This window comes from Cellulomonas sp. Leaf334 (genome assembly GCF_001424195.1).
GTDB lineage: Bacteria > Actinomycetota > Actinomycetes > Actinomycetales > Cellulomonadaceae > Cellulomonas.
This window is the reverse complement of record NZ_LMOO01000005.1, coordinates 413,867-428,027: the sequence shown is the minus strand read 5'-3', so window position 1 is coordinate 428,027 and position 14,161 is coordinate 413,867. Positions and strand designations below refer to the sequence as shown.

The 14,161-nt window shown below is 72.5% G+C and carries 11 protein-coding genes; 3 read left to right on the top strand and 8 right to left on the bottom strand.

The window, feature by feature from the left end; all coding sequences use genetic code 11:
• Nucleotides 1-91: 91 nt before the first annotated feature.
• Nucleotides 92-574 (bottom strand): DUF1269 domain-containing protein, encoded by a 483-nt coding sequence (locus tag ASF78_RS12405; RefSeq protein ID WP_056590838.1) that lies wholly within the window; start codon nucleotides 572-574, stop codon nucleotides 92-94.
• 31 nt (nucleotides 575-605) lie between these two features.
• Nucleotides 606-1,007, bottom strand: a complete 402-nt coding sequence (locus tag ASF78_RS12400) for a hypothetical protein (protein ID WP_056589563.1) — start codon at nucleotides 1,005-1,007, stop codon at nucleotides 606-608.
• Between the two features lie 229 nt (nucleotides 1,008-1,236).
• Between ASF78_RS12400 and phoU the strand changes: the two genes are divergently transcribed.
• Nucleotides 1,237-1,902: a phosphate signaling complex protein PhoU gene (gene phoU, locus ASF78_RS12395; RefSeq protein WP_056589559.1), complete on the top strand. Its 666-nt coding sequence runs from the start codon at nucleotides 1,237-1,239 to the stop codon at nucleotides 1,900-1,902.
• A gap of 129 nt (nucleotides 1,903-2,031) precedes the next feature.
• Here the strand turns inward: phoU and ASF78_RS12390 are convergent, their stop codons facing one another.
• The 5 genes from ASF78_RS12390 to ASF78_RS12370 form a co-directional block, all read right to left on the bottom strand.
• The gene (locus ASF78_RS12390) at nucleotides 2,032-3,843 is read right to left on the bottom strand and encodes an alkyl/aryl-sulfatase (protein ID WP_056589556.1); all 1,812 of its coding nucleotides are present in this window, start codon (nucleotides 3,841-3,843) and stop codon (nucleotides 2,032-2,034) included.
• A gap of 119 nt (nucleotides 3,844-3,962) precedes the next feature.
• Entirely contained in the window at nucleotides 3,963-4,703 is a 741-nt protein-coding gene (locus tag ASF78_RS12385) for a phosphoglyceromutase (protein ID WP_056589553.1), read from the bottom strand.
• 49 nt (nucleotides 4,704-4,752) lie between these two features.
• Nucleotides 4,753-6,087 (bottom strand): glycosyltransferase, encoded by a 1,335-nt coding sequence (locus ASF78_RS12380; protein ID WP_056589550.1) that lies wholly within the window; start codon nucleotides 6,085-6,087, stop codon nucleotides 4,753-4,755.
• Between the two features lie 62 nt (nucleotides 6,088-6,149).
• Entirely contained in the window at nucleotides 6,150-6,536 is a 387-nt protein-coding gene (locus ASF78_RS12375) for a hypothetical protein (protein WP_056589548.1), read from the bottom strand.
• A gap of 91 nt (nucleotides 6,537-6,627) precedes the next feature.
• On the bottom strand, nucleotides 6,628-11,670 hold the full coding sequence (locus ASF78_RS12370) for a glycoside hydrolase family 3 N-terminal domain-containing protein (RefSeq protein ID WP_056589545.1): 5,043 nt from the start codon (nucleotides 11,668-11,670) through the stop codon (nucleotides 6,628-6,630).
• 250 nt (nucleotides 11,671-11,920) lie between these two features.
• Between ASF78_RS12370 and ASF78_RS12365 the strand changes: the two genes are divergently transcribed.
• Nucleotides 11,921-12,676, top strand: coding sequence for a DUF899 family protein (locus ASF78_RS12365; protein WP_056590836.1), 756 nt, complete (start codon nucleotides 11,921-11,923; stop codon nucleotides 12,674-12,676).
• Between the two features lie 4 nt (nucleotides 12,677-12,680).
• Here the strand turns inward: ASF78_RS12365 and ASF78_RS12360 are convergent, their stop codons facing one another.
• The gene (locus tag ASF78_RS12360; RefSeq protein ID WP_056590834.1) at nucleotides 12,681-13,700 is read right to left on the bottom strand and encodes a lactonase family protein; all 1,020 of its coding nucleotides are present in this window, start codon (nucleotides 13,698-13,700) and stop codon (nucleotides 12,681-12,683) included.
• 177 nt (nucleotides 13,701-13,877) lie between these two features.
• Here ASF78_RS12360 and ASF78_RS12355 point away from each other — a divergent pair, with 177 nt between their 5' ends.
• Nucleotides 13,878-14,036, top strand: a complete 159-nt coding sequence (locus ASF78_RS12355) for a hypothetical protein (protein WP_056590833.1) — start codon at nucleotides 13,878-13,880, stop codon at nucleotides 14,034-14,036.
• The last annotated feature ends 125 nt before the right edge of the window (nucleotides 14,037-14,161 follow it).

Sequence of the window (14,161 nt, the reverse complement as noted above, 5' to 3'; positions counted from 1 at the left end):
AGCCTCACCCTAGGACGCGCCCGAGGGTGCGACACGCCGATGTCGCCCCTCGGGCCGCGTCCGTCGGCCAGCGTTCACCGGCCGTTCATGCTCAGCCGAACGTCTCCAGCAGGAGCGACCGCTCGGCGTCCGTCAGGTTCGTCGCGATGAGCGTGCTGTGCAGACCGTGCAGCCGCTCGCCCAGCCGGTCCATGTCCGCGTTCTCCGTCACGGCGCACAGCAGCGACGTGCCGACGGTGATCTGCGCGCGGATCTCGTCGAGCTGGCTCTCCGGGATCCCGACCGCGGACACCGCCTTGGTGATCGCGCCGGCGGCCGCACCCACGGCGACCCCGAGGAGCGGCACGAAGAACAGGCCGCCGAACAGCAGGCCCCAGAACGCCCCCCAGCCGGTGCCCCGCAGCTTGTCGTCGTGCGAGTGGTGCATCTCGGGCTTGTCGGCGCCCTCCGGCCAGCTGATGACCGCGTGGTCGACGATCTTGACCAGACCGTCACCCTGTGCACCCTTGAGCGCCAGGACGGCCTTCTGGGCCCCGTCGACCGTGTCGAACTTCCACGCCGTGAATGTCGTCATCGCCATTCCCTCCCTGTTTCTCTGACCCTGCTCAGCGGTTGGCCCGCGCGACCTCATCGCCGTGCACCGTCAGGGCCCACAGGATGAAGAAGTCCAGGACGATGGCGATCAGCGACCACCACGGGGTGATCGGCAGCGAGACGAACTGCGCGACGAGGTTGACGATCACCAGCACGATCGCGATCACGCGCGCCCATCCGGCGCCGGAGAACAGCGCGAACCCCACGAACAGCAGCAGCACCCCCAGGACCAGGTGCACCCACCCCCACGTCGACACGTCGACGACCGCGATGCCGTCGGGCGACCAGGAGACGACCGTCTTCGGGGAGAACACCGCCACCGCCCCGGAGATGATGTTGAACAGTCCTGAGACGAGGATCGCGAACGCCGCGAACCACACCCAGCCGACCCAGGCAGTGACCTTCTGTGCCATCGTGCATCTCCCCTGTGGTTGGTCTGGTCCCTCTGACCAGCAGGACGATCTCTTCGCAGGCTAGGGCTTCACGGGGCACGATGGGGACGAAACGCCGCAGATCGTCGCCGCGGCCCCGTCCCCCCTGAACGGCCGTCGTCCGTTCACCTGCCCGCGCCCGACTGTTCACCTGCCGATGGCAGCCTGACGCTGCGCGCGGCACCTGCCGTCGCGGCACGAGAGGGAGCACATGCGGGACATCTTCGACGCCGAGCTGCACCAGCTGGGCGAGGACCTGGCGGCGATGAGCGGCCGGGTCGAGCAGGCCATCACCAACGCCGGCATCGCGCTGCTCACGGCCGACCTCGCGCTCGCGGAGTCCGTGATCGCCGACGACCTGGCCATCGACGCCATCGAGCGGGACCTCGACGAGCGCTGCGTCCTGCTGCTCGCACAGCAGCAGCCCGTCGCCACCGACCTGCGGATCGTCGTCTCCGCGCTGCGCATGAGCGCGTCGCTGGAGCGCATGGGCGACCTCGCCCGGCACGTCGCCCAGGTGGCCCGCGGCCGGTACCCCCGGCACGCGGTGCCGCAGGCGCTGTCCGGCACGTTCGCCGAGATGCACGACGCCGCCGTCCGCGTCGCCCGGCGCACCACGACGCTGCTGAACAGCCGCGAGATCCAGCTGGCCGAGAGCATCGAGCAGGACGACGACCTCCTCGACGAGCTGCACGAGGACACGTTCGCGGCCCTGCTGGGCGGGTCCTGGGCCGGCACGACGCAGGAGACCATCGACGTCACGCTGCTGGGCCGGTACTACGAGCGGTTCGGCGACCACGGCGTCTCGGTCGCCCGCCGGGTGACCTACCTGGTGACGGGCGCCGCCCGCCCGGAGCTGGACCGCACGGCCAACTGACCTACCCACCGCGACGTCCGCACTCCGTGGGGCTGGACCCCGATCGAGTGCGGACGTTCGCGTCTCTGACGACGCAACGTCCGCACTCCGTCGACCTCCAGGCCGATCGAGTGCGGACGTTGCTGTGGGTTACGGGGTGACGATCGGGAACGTGTTGGACGTCGAGTCGACGTAGGTCAGCAGGCGGCCCAGGGCGCCCTGGTCGCCGTCGAACGCGATGCCTTCCTTCTCGTGCACGAACAGCAGCTGGATGAGCAGGGGCTTGGTGAGGGTCACCGTGAGGTCCGGGGCCGTCGCGCGGGGACCCTTCGCGGCGTGGATGAGGGCACCGTTCGACAGCTCCGTGCGGTACGTGTGCACCTCGTCGGTGAACACCCAGTCGATCGCCAGGTGCTCCGAGCCGGCGCGAGGGCCGTCGATGCGGACGCCGATCGAGTCGAAGAGCTGGGGGATCGTGAGCCCGCTGAGGACCTGGGGTGTCGACAGGTCCGGGGGCGGCGCCGCGATCCCCCCGAGCAGCTCCTCGGCACCCCGCAGGTAGAAGTTGCGCCACGTCGCGTTCTCGGCGCCGTGCCCCAACCGGGTCATCGCGGCGGCCAGCAGATCACGCGCCCGGGCGTCGTCGCCGCCGCCGAACACGACGTGGCTGGCCAGGGTGGTCGCCCAGCGCAGGTCGTCGGTGTCGCCCGTGGCCAGCAGGGACTCGACGGCATCGAGCGCCTTGTCGGCACCACCCGCGAGCGCGATGATCCGCGCCCCCTCCTTCTCGGGCGGCAGCTCCCACAGGTGGGCCGGGTTGCCGTCGAACCAGCCGAGGTAGCGCTGGTACACCGCCTTCACGTTGTGGCTGACCGACCCGTAGTAGCCCCGCGCGTTCCACGCCTGCTCCAGTCCCGGTGACAGCTCGAAGACCTCGGCGATCTCCATGCCGGTGAGACCCTGGTTCGCCAGGCGGAGCGTCTGGTCGTGCAGGTACTGGTACAGGTCACGCTGCGTCGACAGGAAGCTCCTGATCCGCTCGGTGCCCCACGTCGGCCAGTGGTGCGAGGCGAACACGACGTCGGCCTGGTCGCCCCACAGGTCGAGCGCCTCGTGCAGGTAGCGCGACCAGTTCCGCGGGTCGCGCACCTGGGCGCCGCGCAGCGTGAGCAGGTTGTGCAGCGTGTGGGTGGCGTTCTCGGCCATGCAGAGCGCCTTGTGGTCGGGGAACCAGACGTTCATCTCGGAGGGAGCCTCCGTCCCCGGAGTCACCTGGAACACCATGCGGACGCCGTCGACCGTCTGCTCGAACCCGGTCTCCGTGACGTCGACCGTCGGGGTGACCAGCGAGAGCGTGCCGTTCGAGTTGGTCGTGCCGAGCCCGCTGCCCACCTGCCCCTCGGCCCCGGGGACGAGGTCGGACGCGTACATGTAGACGGCTCTGCGGGACATCGCCGACCCGGCGTACACGTTCTCGGAGACGGCGTGCTCGACCAGGCCCTCGGGCGCGAGGACGGGGACCCCCTCGTCGATCACCGCCGCCATGCCGCCGTAGTGGTCCGCGTGCGAGTGCGTGATGACGACGCCCGTCACGGGACGGTCGCCGCGGTGGGACCGGTAGAGCGCGAGGGCGGCGGCCGCCGTCTCGGTGGCGGTGAGGGTGTCGACGACGATCACGCCCTCGTCGCCCTCGATGAAGGACATGTTGGACAGGTCGTACTGGCGCACCTGGTAGATGCCCTCGACGACCTCGAAGAGACCCCCGATCGCGGCGAGCCGGGACTGCCGCCAGAGGCTCGGGTGGACGGTCGGCGGGCAGTCCCCCGTCAGGAAGTCGTACCGCTGCGGGTCCCAGACGACGTGGCCGTCGGCGCCCAGGATCCGCTCGGAGGGGATGTCGGCGATCTTCCCCCGCTCGGCGTCGTCGAAGTCGGAGGTGTCCTCGAAAGACGGCATCGTCATGCTTCGGAGTCAATCAGACCCGGACCCCCCGGGCATGTCCGGAGGTCCGGTCAGACAGCAACGTCCGAGGAAGCGAGCGTCAGAGCGCTCACTTCCTCGGACGTCGTGAAGAAGAGGGGTCAGCGGCCCTGGTTGGCGACCGCCTTGATGGCTTCCGCCGCGGCCTCCGGGTCCAGGTACGTGCCGCCCGGGTTGGTGGGCTTCAGCGTCTCCTCGTCGAGCGTGTAGAGCAGCGGGATGCCGGTCGGGATGTTGATGCCGGCGATGGTGCTGCTGTCGACGTCGTCCAGGTGCTTGACCAGGGCGCGGATCGAGTTGCCGTGCGCCGCGACCAGGACGGTCTTGCCCGAGCGCAGGTCGGGGACGATGTCCGACTCCCAGTACGGCAGCGCGCGGACGAGGACCTGCTCGAGCGCCTCGGCGCGCGGGATGGGCTCGCCGGCGTAGCGCGGGTCCGCGTCCTGCGAGAACTCCGAGCCGAGCTCGATGTCCGGCGGCGGGAAGTCGTAGGACCGGCGCCAGAGCATGAACTGCTCCTCGCCGTACTCCTCGAGCGTCTGCTTCTTGTCCTTGCCCTGGAGCGCGCCGTAGTGGCGCTCGTTCAGGCGCCAGGAGCGCTTCACGGGGATCCAGTGCCGGTCGGCGGCGTCGAGCGCGAGGTTCGCGGTGGTGATCGCCCGGCGCAGCAGCGACGTGTGCACGACGTCCGGCAGCACGCCCGCGTCGGTCAGCAGCGTCCCGCCGCGGACGGCCTCCGCGGTGCCCTTCTCCGAGAGGGGCACGTCGACCCAGCCGGTGAACAGGTTCTTGGCGTTCCACTCGCTCTCGCCGTGGCGGAGCAGCACGAGGGTGTAGGTCATGGGTCTATCCTGCCGCAGGCCCACGGAGACGTCCCGGGACGTCCGACCCTCAGACGCGGGACTGCCGGACCTCACCGGCCACCGAGTACACCTTCAGCATCTGGTCGGCGGTGGTGTCCCAGCCGAACCGCTCCGCCACCTGGCGCGCGCCCACCGCGTACCGGGCGCGGTCCTCGGACGACGCCAGCACGTCGGCGATCACGTCGGCCCACACCTCGGGGTCGTGCCCGCGGACCAGCCGGCCGGACACGTCGTGGTCGACGATCGTGCGCAGCCCGCCGACGCACGCCGCGATCACGGGGACGCCGCTGGCCTGCGCCTCGGCGGCGACCAGCCCGAACGACTCGCTGCGCGACGGCATCGCGACCACGTCGGCCGCGTGGTACCAGCGCGCGAGCGTGTCGCGGTCGGCCGGCGCGTGCACGACGACGTCGTCGGGGACTCCCGCCATGGACGCGAGCGCCTCGAGCTCCTTGACGGCGCTGGACCGGCCCGACGGACCGCCGAGCACCACCAGCAGGGGGACCGGCCGCCCGGTGGCGCGCAGCACGCCCAGCGCGCTGACCAGCACGTCCGGGGCCTTCAGGGCCTGGACGCGGCCGGCGAAGAGGACGATCTGGCGGTCGGTGGGCAGGCCCAGCGTGCGGCGCGCCTCCACCCGGTCGCCCGGCACGAAACGGTCCAGGTCCACGCCCGGCTCGACGACGTGGACGCGGGCGGGGTCGGCGCCGTAGAGCTCGACCAGCTCCTCGGCCTCGACCGGGGTGCTGGCCACGAGGGCGTCGGCCTGCTCGACCAGCTGCTCCTCGCCGACCACACGCGCGGTGGGCTCGGGGGTGTCACCGGGGGCCAGCGACGCGTTCTTCACCCGGGCCAGCGTGTGCGCGGTGTGCACCAGCGGGACCTCCCACCGGTCCGCCGCGATCTGCCCGACCTGCCCGGAGAGCCAGTAGTGGGAGTGCACCACGTCGTACCAGCCGGGCCGGCGCGCGGCCTCCCAGCGCAGCAGGCCCGCAGCCATCCCGCACAGGACGCCCGGCAGGTCGTTCTTGTCGAGCCGCTCGAACGGGCCCGCGGGGACGTGGTGCACCAGGATCGGCGGCGTCACGCCGGGACCGACCTCGTCGGCCAGCAGGACCGTGCGCGCGGCGTCGCCGGCGATGGGGCGCCCGAGCGCGTCGGATCCGGGCAGCAGCACCGTCTCCGGCTGGTCCGACGACGTCGCGCGCGTGAAGATCTCCACGCGCGCACCGCGGGCCGCGAGGGCGCGTGCGAGCTCGATGACGTACACGTTCATGCCGCCCGCGTCGCCGGTCCCGGGCTGGTCCAGAGGGGACGTGTGCACCGAGAGCATGGCGACGCGCGGGGCGTGCTCGAGGGTCACGGGTGCTCCTGTTCGCGGACGGGTCTGGACCCATTCTCACGCACGGAGAGCACGCGGTCGCGTCAGGGCTGGGTGGCGGCCTCCGCCGCGTGCGCACCCGACGAGCGCCGACCGTTGAGCTTGGACCGCAGGGCGCTGAGCCCGCTCGGCGGCTTGTAGTCGCCGCGGATCGGGAAGATGTTGCCGTCGGGGAGGAAGCCCCCGGCCGTCGACGGGTAGAACGAGAGCTCGGGCCACATCGTCACGATCTCCTTGAGCCGGGCGCCGCGAGCGAACGCGGCGGCCAGCAGCGGGTCGTTGCCGGTGTACGTCAGCGAGTAGTCGTGGTCCTGCACGACCGTCTCACCGGTGGGCACCTCGCCGCGGCGGGGCGTCCATCCCCAGGGGCTCTGTGGCTCCTGGTGCTTCGGGTCCGAGCCCACGCGGTAGATGTCGAAGCCGTTGCGCATCGCGGAACCTCCTCGTTCGTCGTCGACGACGAGGGGATCGGCACGTTCGTGCAGGTCCTGGAGGTCTTTCGCCCGGAGTCACCCGTTGGAGTCACCGCACGACGAGCAGGTGGGGTGCGGCGAGCCACGGGAGGTAGGTGCGATCACCCGCATAGGTGACGACGACGAGCGAGGTGGAGGTCCCCTTCGGGAGCGTCACGACCGCCGTCCCGCGGGCGTCGAGGGTGGCCGTGCCCCGGCGCAGACCGTTCACCCAGACGTCGACCGTGCCGGTCGGGACGGTTCCCGCGACGCCGGTGACCTGCACGTGGATGTCCTTGGGGTCGCTGCGGCGCACCGTCCAGTCGGTGCCGTCGGTGCCGACCGTCGGCAGCGCCTTGGTCACGGTGAGGGAGACGGCCTGCGACCTCGACCCGAGGACCGGCGGGTCGGCGGCGGGGGCGCCCCCGTAGACCGCGGTGACCTTGTGGCGGCCCGTCGCGACGTCCGCGGGGAGCCGGACCTTCGCGGTGCCGTCCGCGGCGAGCGGTGCGACGGCCACCGGCGCGCCGTCGACGAGCACCTGGACCGTCCCCGACCCGCCCTGAACCGAGACCCTGGCGGTCACCGGCTTGCCGAAGACCGCGATCGACGACGAGAGCGAGAGCTTGGTGGTCGACGCGACGGGGGGTGCGGTCGAGACGCCGAGGACGTCGGCCAGGAGGTCGACGGCACCGGAGGCGTCGCCGGACATCAGGGCGTGCTCGGCGTCGGCCGTGGTGGTGGCGTCCTCCGGACCCGACGCGTCCTGCGCGAGGTCGCGGACCACCGAGACGACCACGCCCGCCGCGGACGCGACGGAGCGGTCGGTGCCGTCGAGCTCCTCGGCCGCGGCGGCCAGCAGCCGGACGGCCTGACCGGTGCGCGCCGGGTCGATCGCCGAACCGTCCCAGACCGGCGCGTCGAGCACCGCCTGGACCGCGTCCTGCGCGTCACCGTCGGGCAGCGTGGCGACGAGCGCCGTGAGCCGGTCGCGCTGCGCGTCGGTGCGCAGGCCCCAGCCGTACGGGAACAGCGGCGCGTAGGTGTCGTCGCCGACGTTGACCGGGACCTGGTCGGCCGCGGCGGGCCAGGTGACGGGCAGCCGGCCCGTGAACGGCTGCGTCCCGAACAGGACGTCGGCCACGCCCGCACCCTCGGTGCCCGGCAGCCACGAGGCCACCAGCGCGTCGATCGCGGCGAGGTGGTCGGTGACCAGCTGGGGGCGGCCCGACACGACGAGCACCGCGCACGGCAGCGCGCCGCAGACCGTGTCGATCGCGGTGCGGTCCGCCGCGCTCAGGCTCAGCGACTTCCCGTTGTTGCCGACGTCGCCCTGCCCTTCCGCGTACGGCGTCTCGCCGACCACGACGACGCCGACCTGCGCGTCACCGACGGGCGCGGACGCGTCCTTGGAGTAGATCACGGACGGGTCCGCTGTGCCCGCACGGTTCTGGATGCCCTCCAGGATCGAGGTGCCGGTCGTCGTGTCGCCCGAACCGCCCTGCCAGGAGATCGTCCACCCGCCCGCCTGGTTGCCCAGGTCGTCGGCGTTGGAGCCTGCGACGTACACGCGAGCGTCCGCCGCCAGCGGCAGCAGGTCGTCCGCGTTCTTCAGCAGCACCTGCGACTTCGCTGCCGCCTCGCGGGCCACCGCGCGGTGTTCTGGAGAGCCGACGCCGGCCGCCTGCGACCGGTCGGCGAACGGGGAGTCGAACAGCCCGAGCGCGAACTTCTGCGTCAGGATCCGCCGGACGGCGTCGTCGACCCGCTCCTGCGATACGTCCCCCGAGCCGACCTTGCCGGTGATCGCGGTGATGAACGCGCCGAAGTTGTAGGGCGCCATCGCCATGTCGAGGCCCGAGTTCACCGACCGTGCCGCCTTGTCCGCGTACGTGCCGCCCGGGAGCTTGTCGATGCCCTCCCAGTCGCTGATGAGGAACCCGTCGAACCCGAGCTCGTCCTTGAGCAGGTCCGTGTTCAGGGTGCCGTGCTCGTGCATCCGGACCGGGTCCGCGCCGGCGACCGAGACCGCGGAGTACGACGGCATGATCGAGCCGACGCCCGCCGCGATCGCGGGCACGTACGGGTCGACGTGCAGCCGCCGCAGCTCGGCGAGGCTGTCGACGCGGGTGATGCCCTGGTCGATCGGGTAGCCCGAGCCCGCGAGCGCCGGGTCGTACGTCGTGCCGCCGTCGCCGACCCAGTGCTTGGCCGTGGCGAGGACCTTGTCCGGCCCCGACAGGTCGCCCGGTTCGGTGCCCTGCAGCCCGACGACCGCCGCGTCGGCCATGGCCGTGACCAGCGCCGGGTCCTCGCCGAACGACTCGTAGGAGCGGCCCCAGCGCTCGTCGCGCGTGACGCACAGGCACGGCGCGAACGTCCACGGGACGCCGGTCGCACGGACCTCCTGCGCGGTCGTGCGCTGGACGTCCTCGACCAGGTCGGCATCGCGCGCGGCGCCCAGGCCCTGGTTGTGCGGGAAGATCGTCGCCCCGACCACGTTGTTGTGGCCGTGCACGGCGTCGACGCCGTAGATCAGCGGGATCTGCAGCCGCGTGGACAGGGCCTGCCGCTGGAAGCCGTCGATCATGTCCGCCCAGCCGGCCGCGGTGTTCTGCTGCGGCACCGAGCCGCCGCCCGAGAGGACCGACCCGAGGCCGAGCTCGGCGATCTGGCCGGGCGACTGCAGGCCGAGGCGTTCGGCCTGGGTCATCTGGCCGATCTTCTCCGCCAGCGTCATCCGCCCGAGCAGGTCCTCGACGCGGTCGGCGGTGTCCTCCGTCGGGTCGAGGTACGCGGCACCGACGGCATTGAGGACGATGCGCGGGGTCGTGGACACCGCCGCGCCGTTCGCGGACAGGTCGACGGTCAGGGTCCGCGCGTCGTCGACCTCCTGGGTCGCGTGCGTCACCACGTCGATGGTCTGCGTCGACCCCGACTCCGTGCCCGCGGGGAACGTGAGCGTGCCGGAGAACGCGTCGTAGTGGGTGCCGGCCTCGGCCGTGCCGTCGCCGTTCGCGTAGTCGACGGTGACGTCCGCGGGCAGGGGCTGGCCGTCCGTCGTCGTGAGGACCACGGGGACCTGCGCGGTCTCGCCGGGGTCGACCAGCACGACGTCCTGCGAGCTGACCGTGGCCGTCGGGGCCGGGACCGCCGAGCCGTACAGCTGCACGTCGTCGATGGCCCACGAGACCGGCGTCGCGGTACCCGGCACGAACGTGACCGCGTACCCCCACGCGGACGTCAGGTCGAGGGTGCCGTTGCGCGTCGCAGCGTCGCCCGGCTGGTAGCCGCTGAGCGTGAACTGCGAGAACGGCAGGTCGACGATCTTCCAGCGGCTGCCGTCGGTGGACCAGTTGTCCTTGAACGTGGCTGCCCACACCTCGGAGTGCTCGCCGTCCGGGCCGCCGTCCTTGAGCTCGACCTTGATGTCGTCGCCTGCGGTCGGGGACGCCGGGCGCGTGGGCTGCGAGGCGTACCAGGCGAGCCGGATGCCCCGGAACGAGCTCCAGTCCTGCCCGGCCGCCAGGTTCTGGCTGTAGCCGCCCCAGCCGCCCGAGGGGATCTGGTAGTCGCCCGACAGCACGTGGTTCCCGGCGGGGATCCCCTCACGCTCCTGCTCCGTGACTCCGAGGCGCACCAGGTCGGCGACCGAGCCCCACGTGAAGATGCCGACCGTGCTGCCGGGCGCGGCGATCGGGACGTCACCCTCGGCGTCCTCGATGGTGCTCACCCGGTCGTAGAGGCCAAGGTCGTCGAACGTCCACGCACCCGCACCGAGGTCGGTCAGCGTGACCGCGAAGCCGGTGCTCGCCGACGGGTCGAACCGGGCGTCCGAGGCCGGGTTGCCCTTGAGCCGCAGCTGCGAGAACGCCACGTTGACCTGGCGCCAGCCCGCGGTGTCGTCGGTGACGGACCGCTCGAACAGCTGGCCGCCGCTCTTGAGCTCGTACCGGAGCAGCCCGCCGCCGCCGGTGCCCAGGAACCAGAACGTGAAGCCGTCGTGCGCCGACCAGTCGGTGGCGGCGATGTCGTGGGTGAACCCGAACCAGTCGCCCGCCGCCGGTGTCCCGCCGACCGTCGCGACCAGGGCGCTGCCGCCACGGTCGACCTGCTCGGTGCTCAGGACCGGAGTGACCGGCGCGCTGATGCCCCAGGTGGTGTACCCGGTCGGGACGCCCGACTCGAAGTCGTCGAGCACCGTGACGCCGCCGACGTCCGGCAGGTCTCCGTGCGGGGTGATCGTGACCGTGCTCGTCGTGCGGCCGCCCAGTGCCAGGCCGTCGGACGGCTCGGAGAGCGTGAGCTCGACCGTGCGGACTTGGCCCAGCGGACCGTGGTCGACGGTCGGCACCGTGACGGTCGCCTCCGTCGAGCCCGCCAGGAATGTGACCGCCTCGTCGACCGCCGTGTAGTCCGTGCCGGCGACGCCCGTGCCGCCGGTCGACCGGACGCGGACCGTGGTGTCGGTGTCCGCGGCGCTGGCCAGGATCAGTGGGACCGTCGCGTCCTCGCCGGCGGGGACGGTCGTGCCGGACGTGGCGAACGCGACGGCCGCCTGCGTCGCGGTCCCGTAGACCTCGAAGGAGAACAGCGAGTAGCCGTACCAGTGCGGTCGGGTGGGGTCCCAGTCGAAGCTGGTCCGCTGGGTCATCTGAAGCCGCACGTACCGGGCGTCGGTGGCCGCGAACGTGACGTCGTCGGTGCCGCCGTCGCCGGCCGCCTCGGTGTGCACGGTCGTCCACTCGTCCGGCGCGGTGGCCACCTGGAGCTCGTAGCCCGCCGCGAACGCGGCCTCCCAGGCGAGGACGACGTGGTCGACGGACGCCTCCGCGCCGAGGTCGACCTGGAGCCAGGCGGTGTACTCGACGTCCTCGTCCGGTCCGTTGCCGCTGGCCCAGCGGGTGGCCGGGTCGCCGTCGATCGCCGCGTCCGGCGGGAACGTGCCGTCGCCGTCGGACTGGCTCCTGTCGGCCGTCGCCGTCCCGGTTCGCGCCAGGTCCCCGGGTGCCGCCGCTGCCGGCGCGGCGAGCCCGACCAGGGTCAGCGGCACGACCAGCGCCAGCGCGGCGAGGCTGGCGGGAAGGGCGTTCAGACGGTCGGCACGGCGCACGGTCGCTCCCCTGGTGACATGGCCGGGCCCCATTGCACAGCCACATTCCGCCCGAGCCGGGCCGGTGCTTCGTTGCACCGTCGACGCGTGCGGTCATCGCCACACAACCACAATCACTTACTGGGCGGTAAGTCGGGAAGATCACGATTCGATAACGGGCACGTCGTGCCGACGCGTGTGTCGAGAACCCGCACTCGTCCCCGTCATGAGGCGTCGGGTGACCGCCCGGCGCGACACCTCGGAGGACACCATGACCGCACCCGGACGCCCGCCCGTCGTCGACATGGCCACGTGGCAGGCCGCCAGCGACGAGCTGCTGGTCCGCGAGAAGGCCCACACCCGCGAGAGCGACCGGCTCGCCGCAGCCCGCCGACGCCTCCCGATGGTGGAGATCGACGGATCCGCCCCGGTCGTCGGACCCGACGGCCCCGTCCCCTTCCGAGACCTCTTCGAGGGACGCGACGAGCTGATGGTCTACGACCACATGTGGCACGACGGCGCTCCCCACCAGGGCCAGTGCGAGGGCTGCACCGTGTCCGCCTGGCACGTGCGGGACGCCGTCTACCTGAACGCCCGCGGCGTCTCGTTCGCCATCCTGACCTCGGGCCGCTGGGACGAGGTCGCCCCGTTCGTCGAGTTCATGGGCTACACGCAGCCCTGGTACTCGGTCCGCGGCCTCGAGCCGCCCGTCGGCAACGCCTCAGGGTCGTTCACCTGCTACCTGCGCGACGGCGACCGCGTGTTCCTCACCTACTCCACGACAGGGCGCGGCGTCGAGGCGGTCGCCGGCCCCTTCGCCCTCCTCGACCGGACCCCGTACGGCCGCGGCGAGGCCTGGGAGGACTCCCCCGACGGCTGGCCCGAGGGCCACGACCCGTGCTGGTACTGGCGCACGGACGCCGAGCGACACCCGGACGGGGGCCCGACCAGCCGACCCGCACCGCAGTGGACCCGCCCCGGCGCGACCCCCGAGCAGACGTTGGGCCGGATGGGCCACCACCACTGACGCGTCAGGCGCGCACCACACAGGTCGGCGACGGGAGCGCCAGCGTGCTGGCCACCGTGCCGTCCGCGCCCAGGACCGTGAGCGTGCCCGACGTCTGCTCCGCGACGACCGTCCACCCGTCGACCACGTCGAGGTGCCGCGGCCACGCTCCCGGCAGCGCGTCGTCGGCAACCGGCTCCAACAGGCCGTCCGGGCGGATCGTGAACCGCGCGAGCACGTCCGACGCCCGCACACCGACCAGCAGCCGGTCACCGTCGCGGACGACGTGCGACGGCAGCCGACGCTCCGCCGCGGGCACCGTCGTCGCGGGGAGCGTCTGCACCACCGTCCCGACGCCCGACTCCCACGCCAGCACCCGGACCGTCACGTCCAGCTCACCGACGACGTACGCGAACCGGCCGTCGGCGCTGAACACGACGTGCCGCGGACCCTTGCCGGCCGGGAGCGCCGCCGCGATGCCGTCCTCGACGAGGCGGCCGCCCTCGCGGCGGTACCGGCGGATCTCGTCGGTGCCCAGGTCGACCACCAGCACGAACGCGCCGCTCGGGTCGAGCGCGACGAAGTGCGCGTGCGGCGACTCCTGCCGGTCCTCGTCGGGACCCGACCCGACATGTGCGAGCACCTGCGCCGGACCCTGCGTCGCGAACCCGCCGTCCTCGTCCAGCGGCAGGACCCCGAGCGTGCCCGAGGAGTAGTTGGCGACCAGCAGCACGTCGCCGTCGAGCACCAGGTGGCACGGGTCCGCGCCGCCCGACGGGACGGTCGCCCGGTGCACCAGCGAGTCGCCGACGACGTCGAACGCGCTGACCGTGCCGTCCGTCTGCTCGTTCACCGCGTACAGCACCGACCCGTGCAGCGCGAGGAAGCTCGGCGACGGCGTCTCGACGACCTGCCGCGCGTTGCTCAGCACACCCGTCGCGGGATCGAGGTCGACCCGCCAGATCCCCTCCCCGAGCCCGACGGGCGTCCCCGCTCCGGCGACGGGGTAGGTACCGATCCACAGGGGTGTCTGCTGCGCGCTCACGGTCCCGGAGCCTACGGCGACACCGGCGCGACGGCCCGCGCACGTCCGCTGCGCACGCGTCAATCCCTCCCGGACGTCCGAGCATCCGGTCGCCAGAGCGGCCGGATCCTCGGACGTATGCGGGGGTGGGCGCCTACAGTCGGGGCAGCACGTGCGGCTTCCAGAGAGGTGGCGACCATGACCGACCAGAGCTCCCCCGCGACATCCCGCTACGCCGCGCTCCCCGAGCCGGTCCGGCTGGAGGACACGATCGCCAGCGTGGAGACCGAGGCCGCGCCGGACCCGCTCATGGGCCGCGACACGGAGACGGAGTTCATGCTCCGCAACGCGGGCTGACCCCTGACGTCGGCCGGGGACGTCCGCACATCACGCGTCCCCACGACCGAATCCGCGGGCGCTGCGCTGCAGCTCCCCGGACGTCCGCACCCTCGCGCGTCCCCACGACCGAATCTGCGGGCGTT

Coding starts and splice junctions, on each gene's coding strand:
- ASF78_RS12405 (WP_056590838.1), bottom strand. CDS start 574: ATGACGACATTCACGGCGTGGAAGTTCGACACGGTCGACGGGGCCCAG.
- ASF78_RS12400 (WP_056589563.1), bottom strand. CDS start 1,007: ATGGCACAGAAGGTCACTGCCTGGGTCGGCTGGGTGTGGTTCGCGGCG.
- phoU (WP_056589559.1), top strand. CDS start 1,237: ATGCGGGACATCTTCGACGCCGAGCTGCACCAGCTGGGCGAGGACCTG.
- ASF78_RS12390 (WP_056589556.1), bottom strand. CDS start 3,843: ATGACGATGCCGTCTTTCGAGGACACCTCCGACTTCGACGACGCCGAG.
- ASF78_RS12385 (WP_056589553.1), bottom strand. CDS start 4,703: ATGACCTACACCCTCGTGCTGCTCCGCCACGGCGAGAGCGAGTGGAAC.
- ASF78_RS12375 (WP_056589548.1), bottom strand. CDS start 6,536: ATGCGCAACGGCTTCGACATCTACCGCGTGGGCTCGGACCCGAAGCAC.
- ASF78_RS12365 (WP_056590836.1), top strand. CDS start 11,921: ATGACCGCACCCGGACGCCCGCCCGTCGTCGACATGGCCACGTGGCAG.
- ASF78_RS12355 (WP_056590833.1), top strand. CDS start 13,878: ATGACCGACCAGAGCTCCCCCGCGACATCCCGCTACGCCGCGCTCCCC.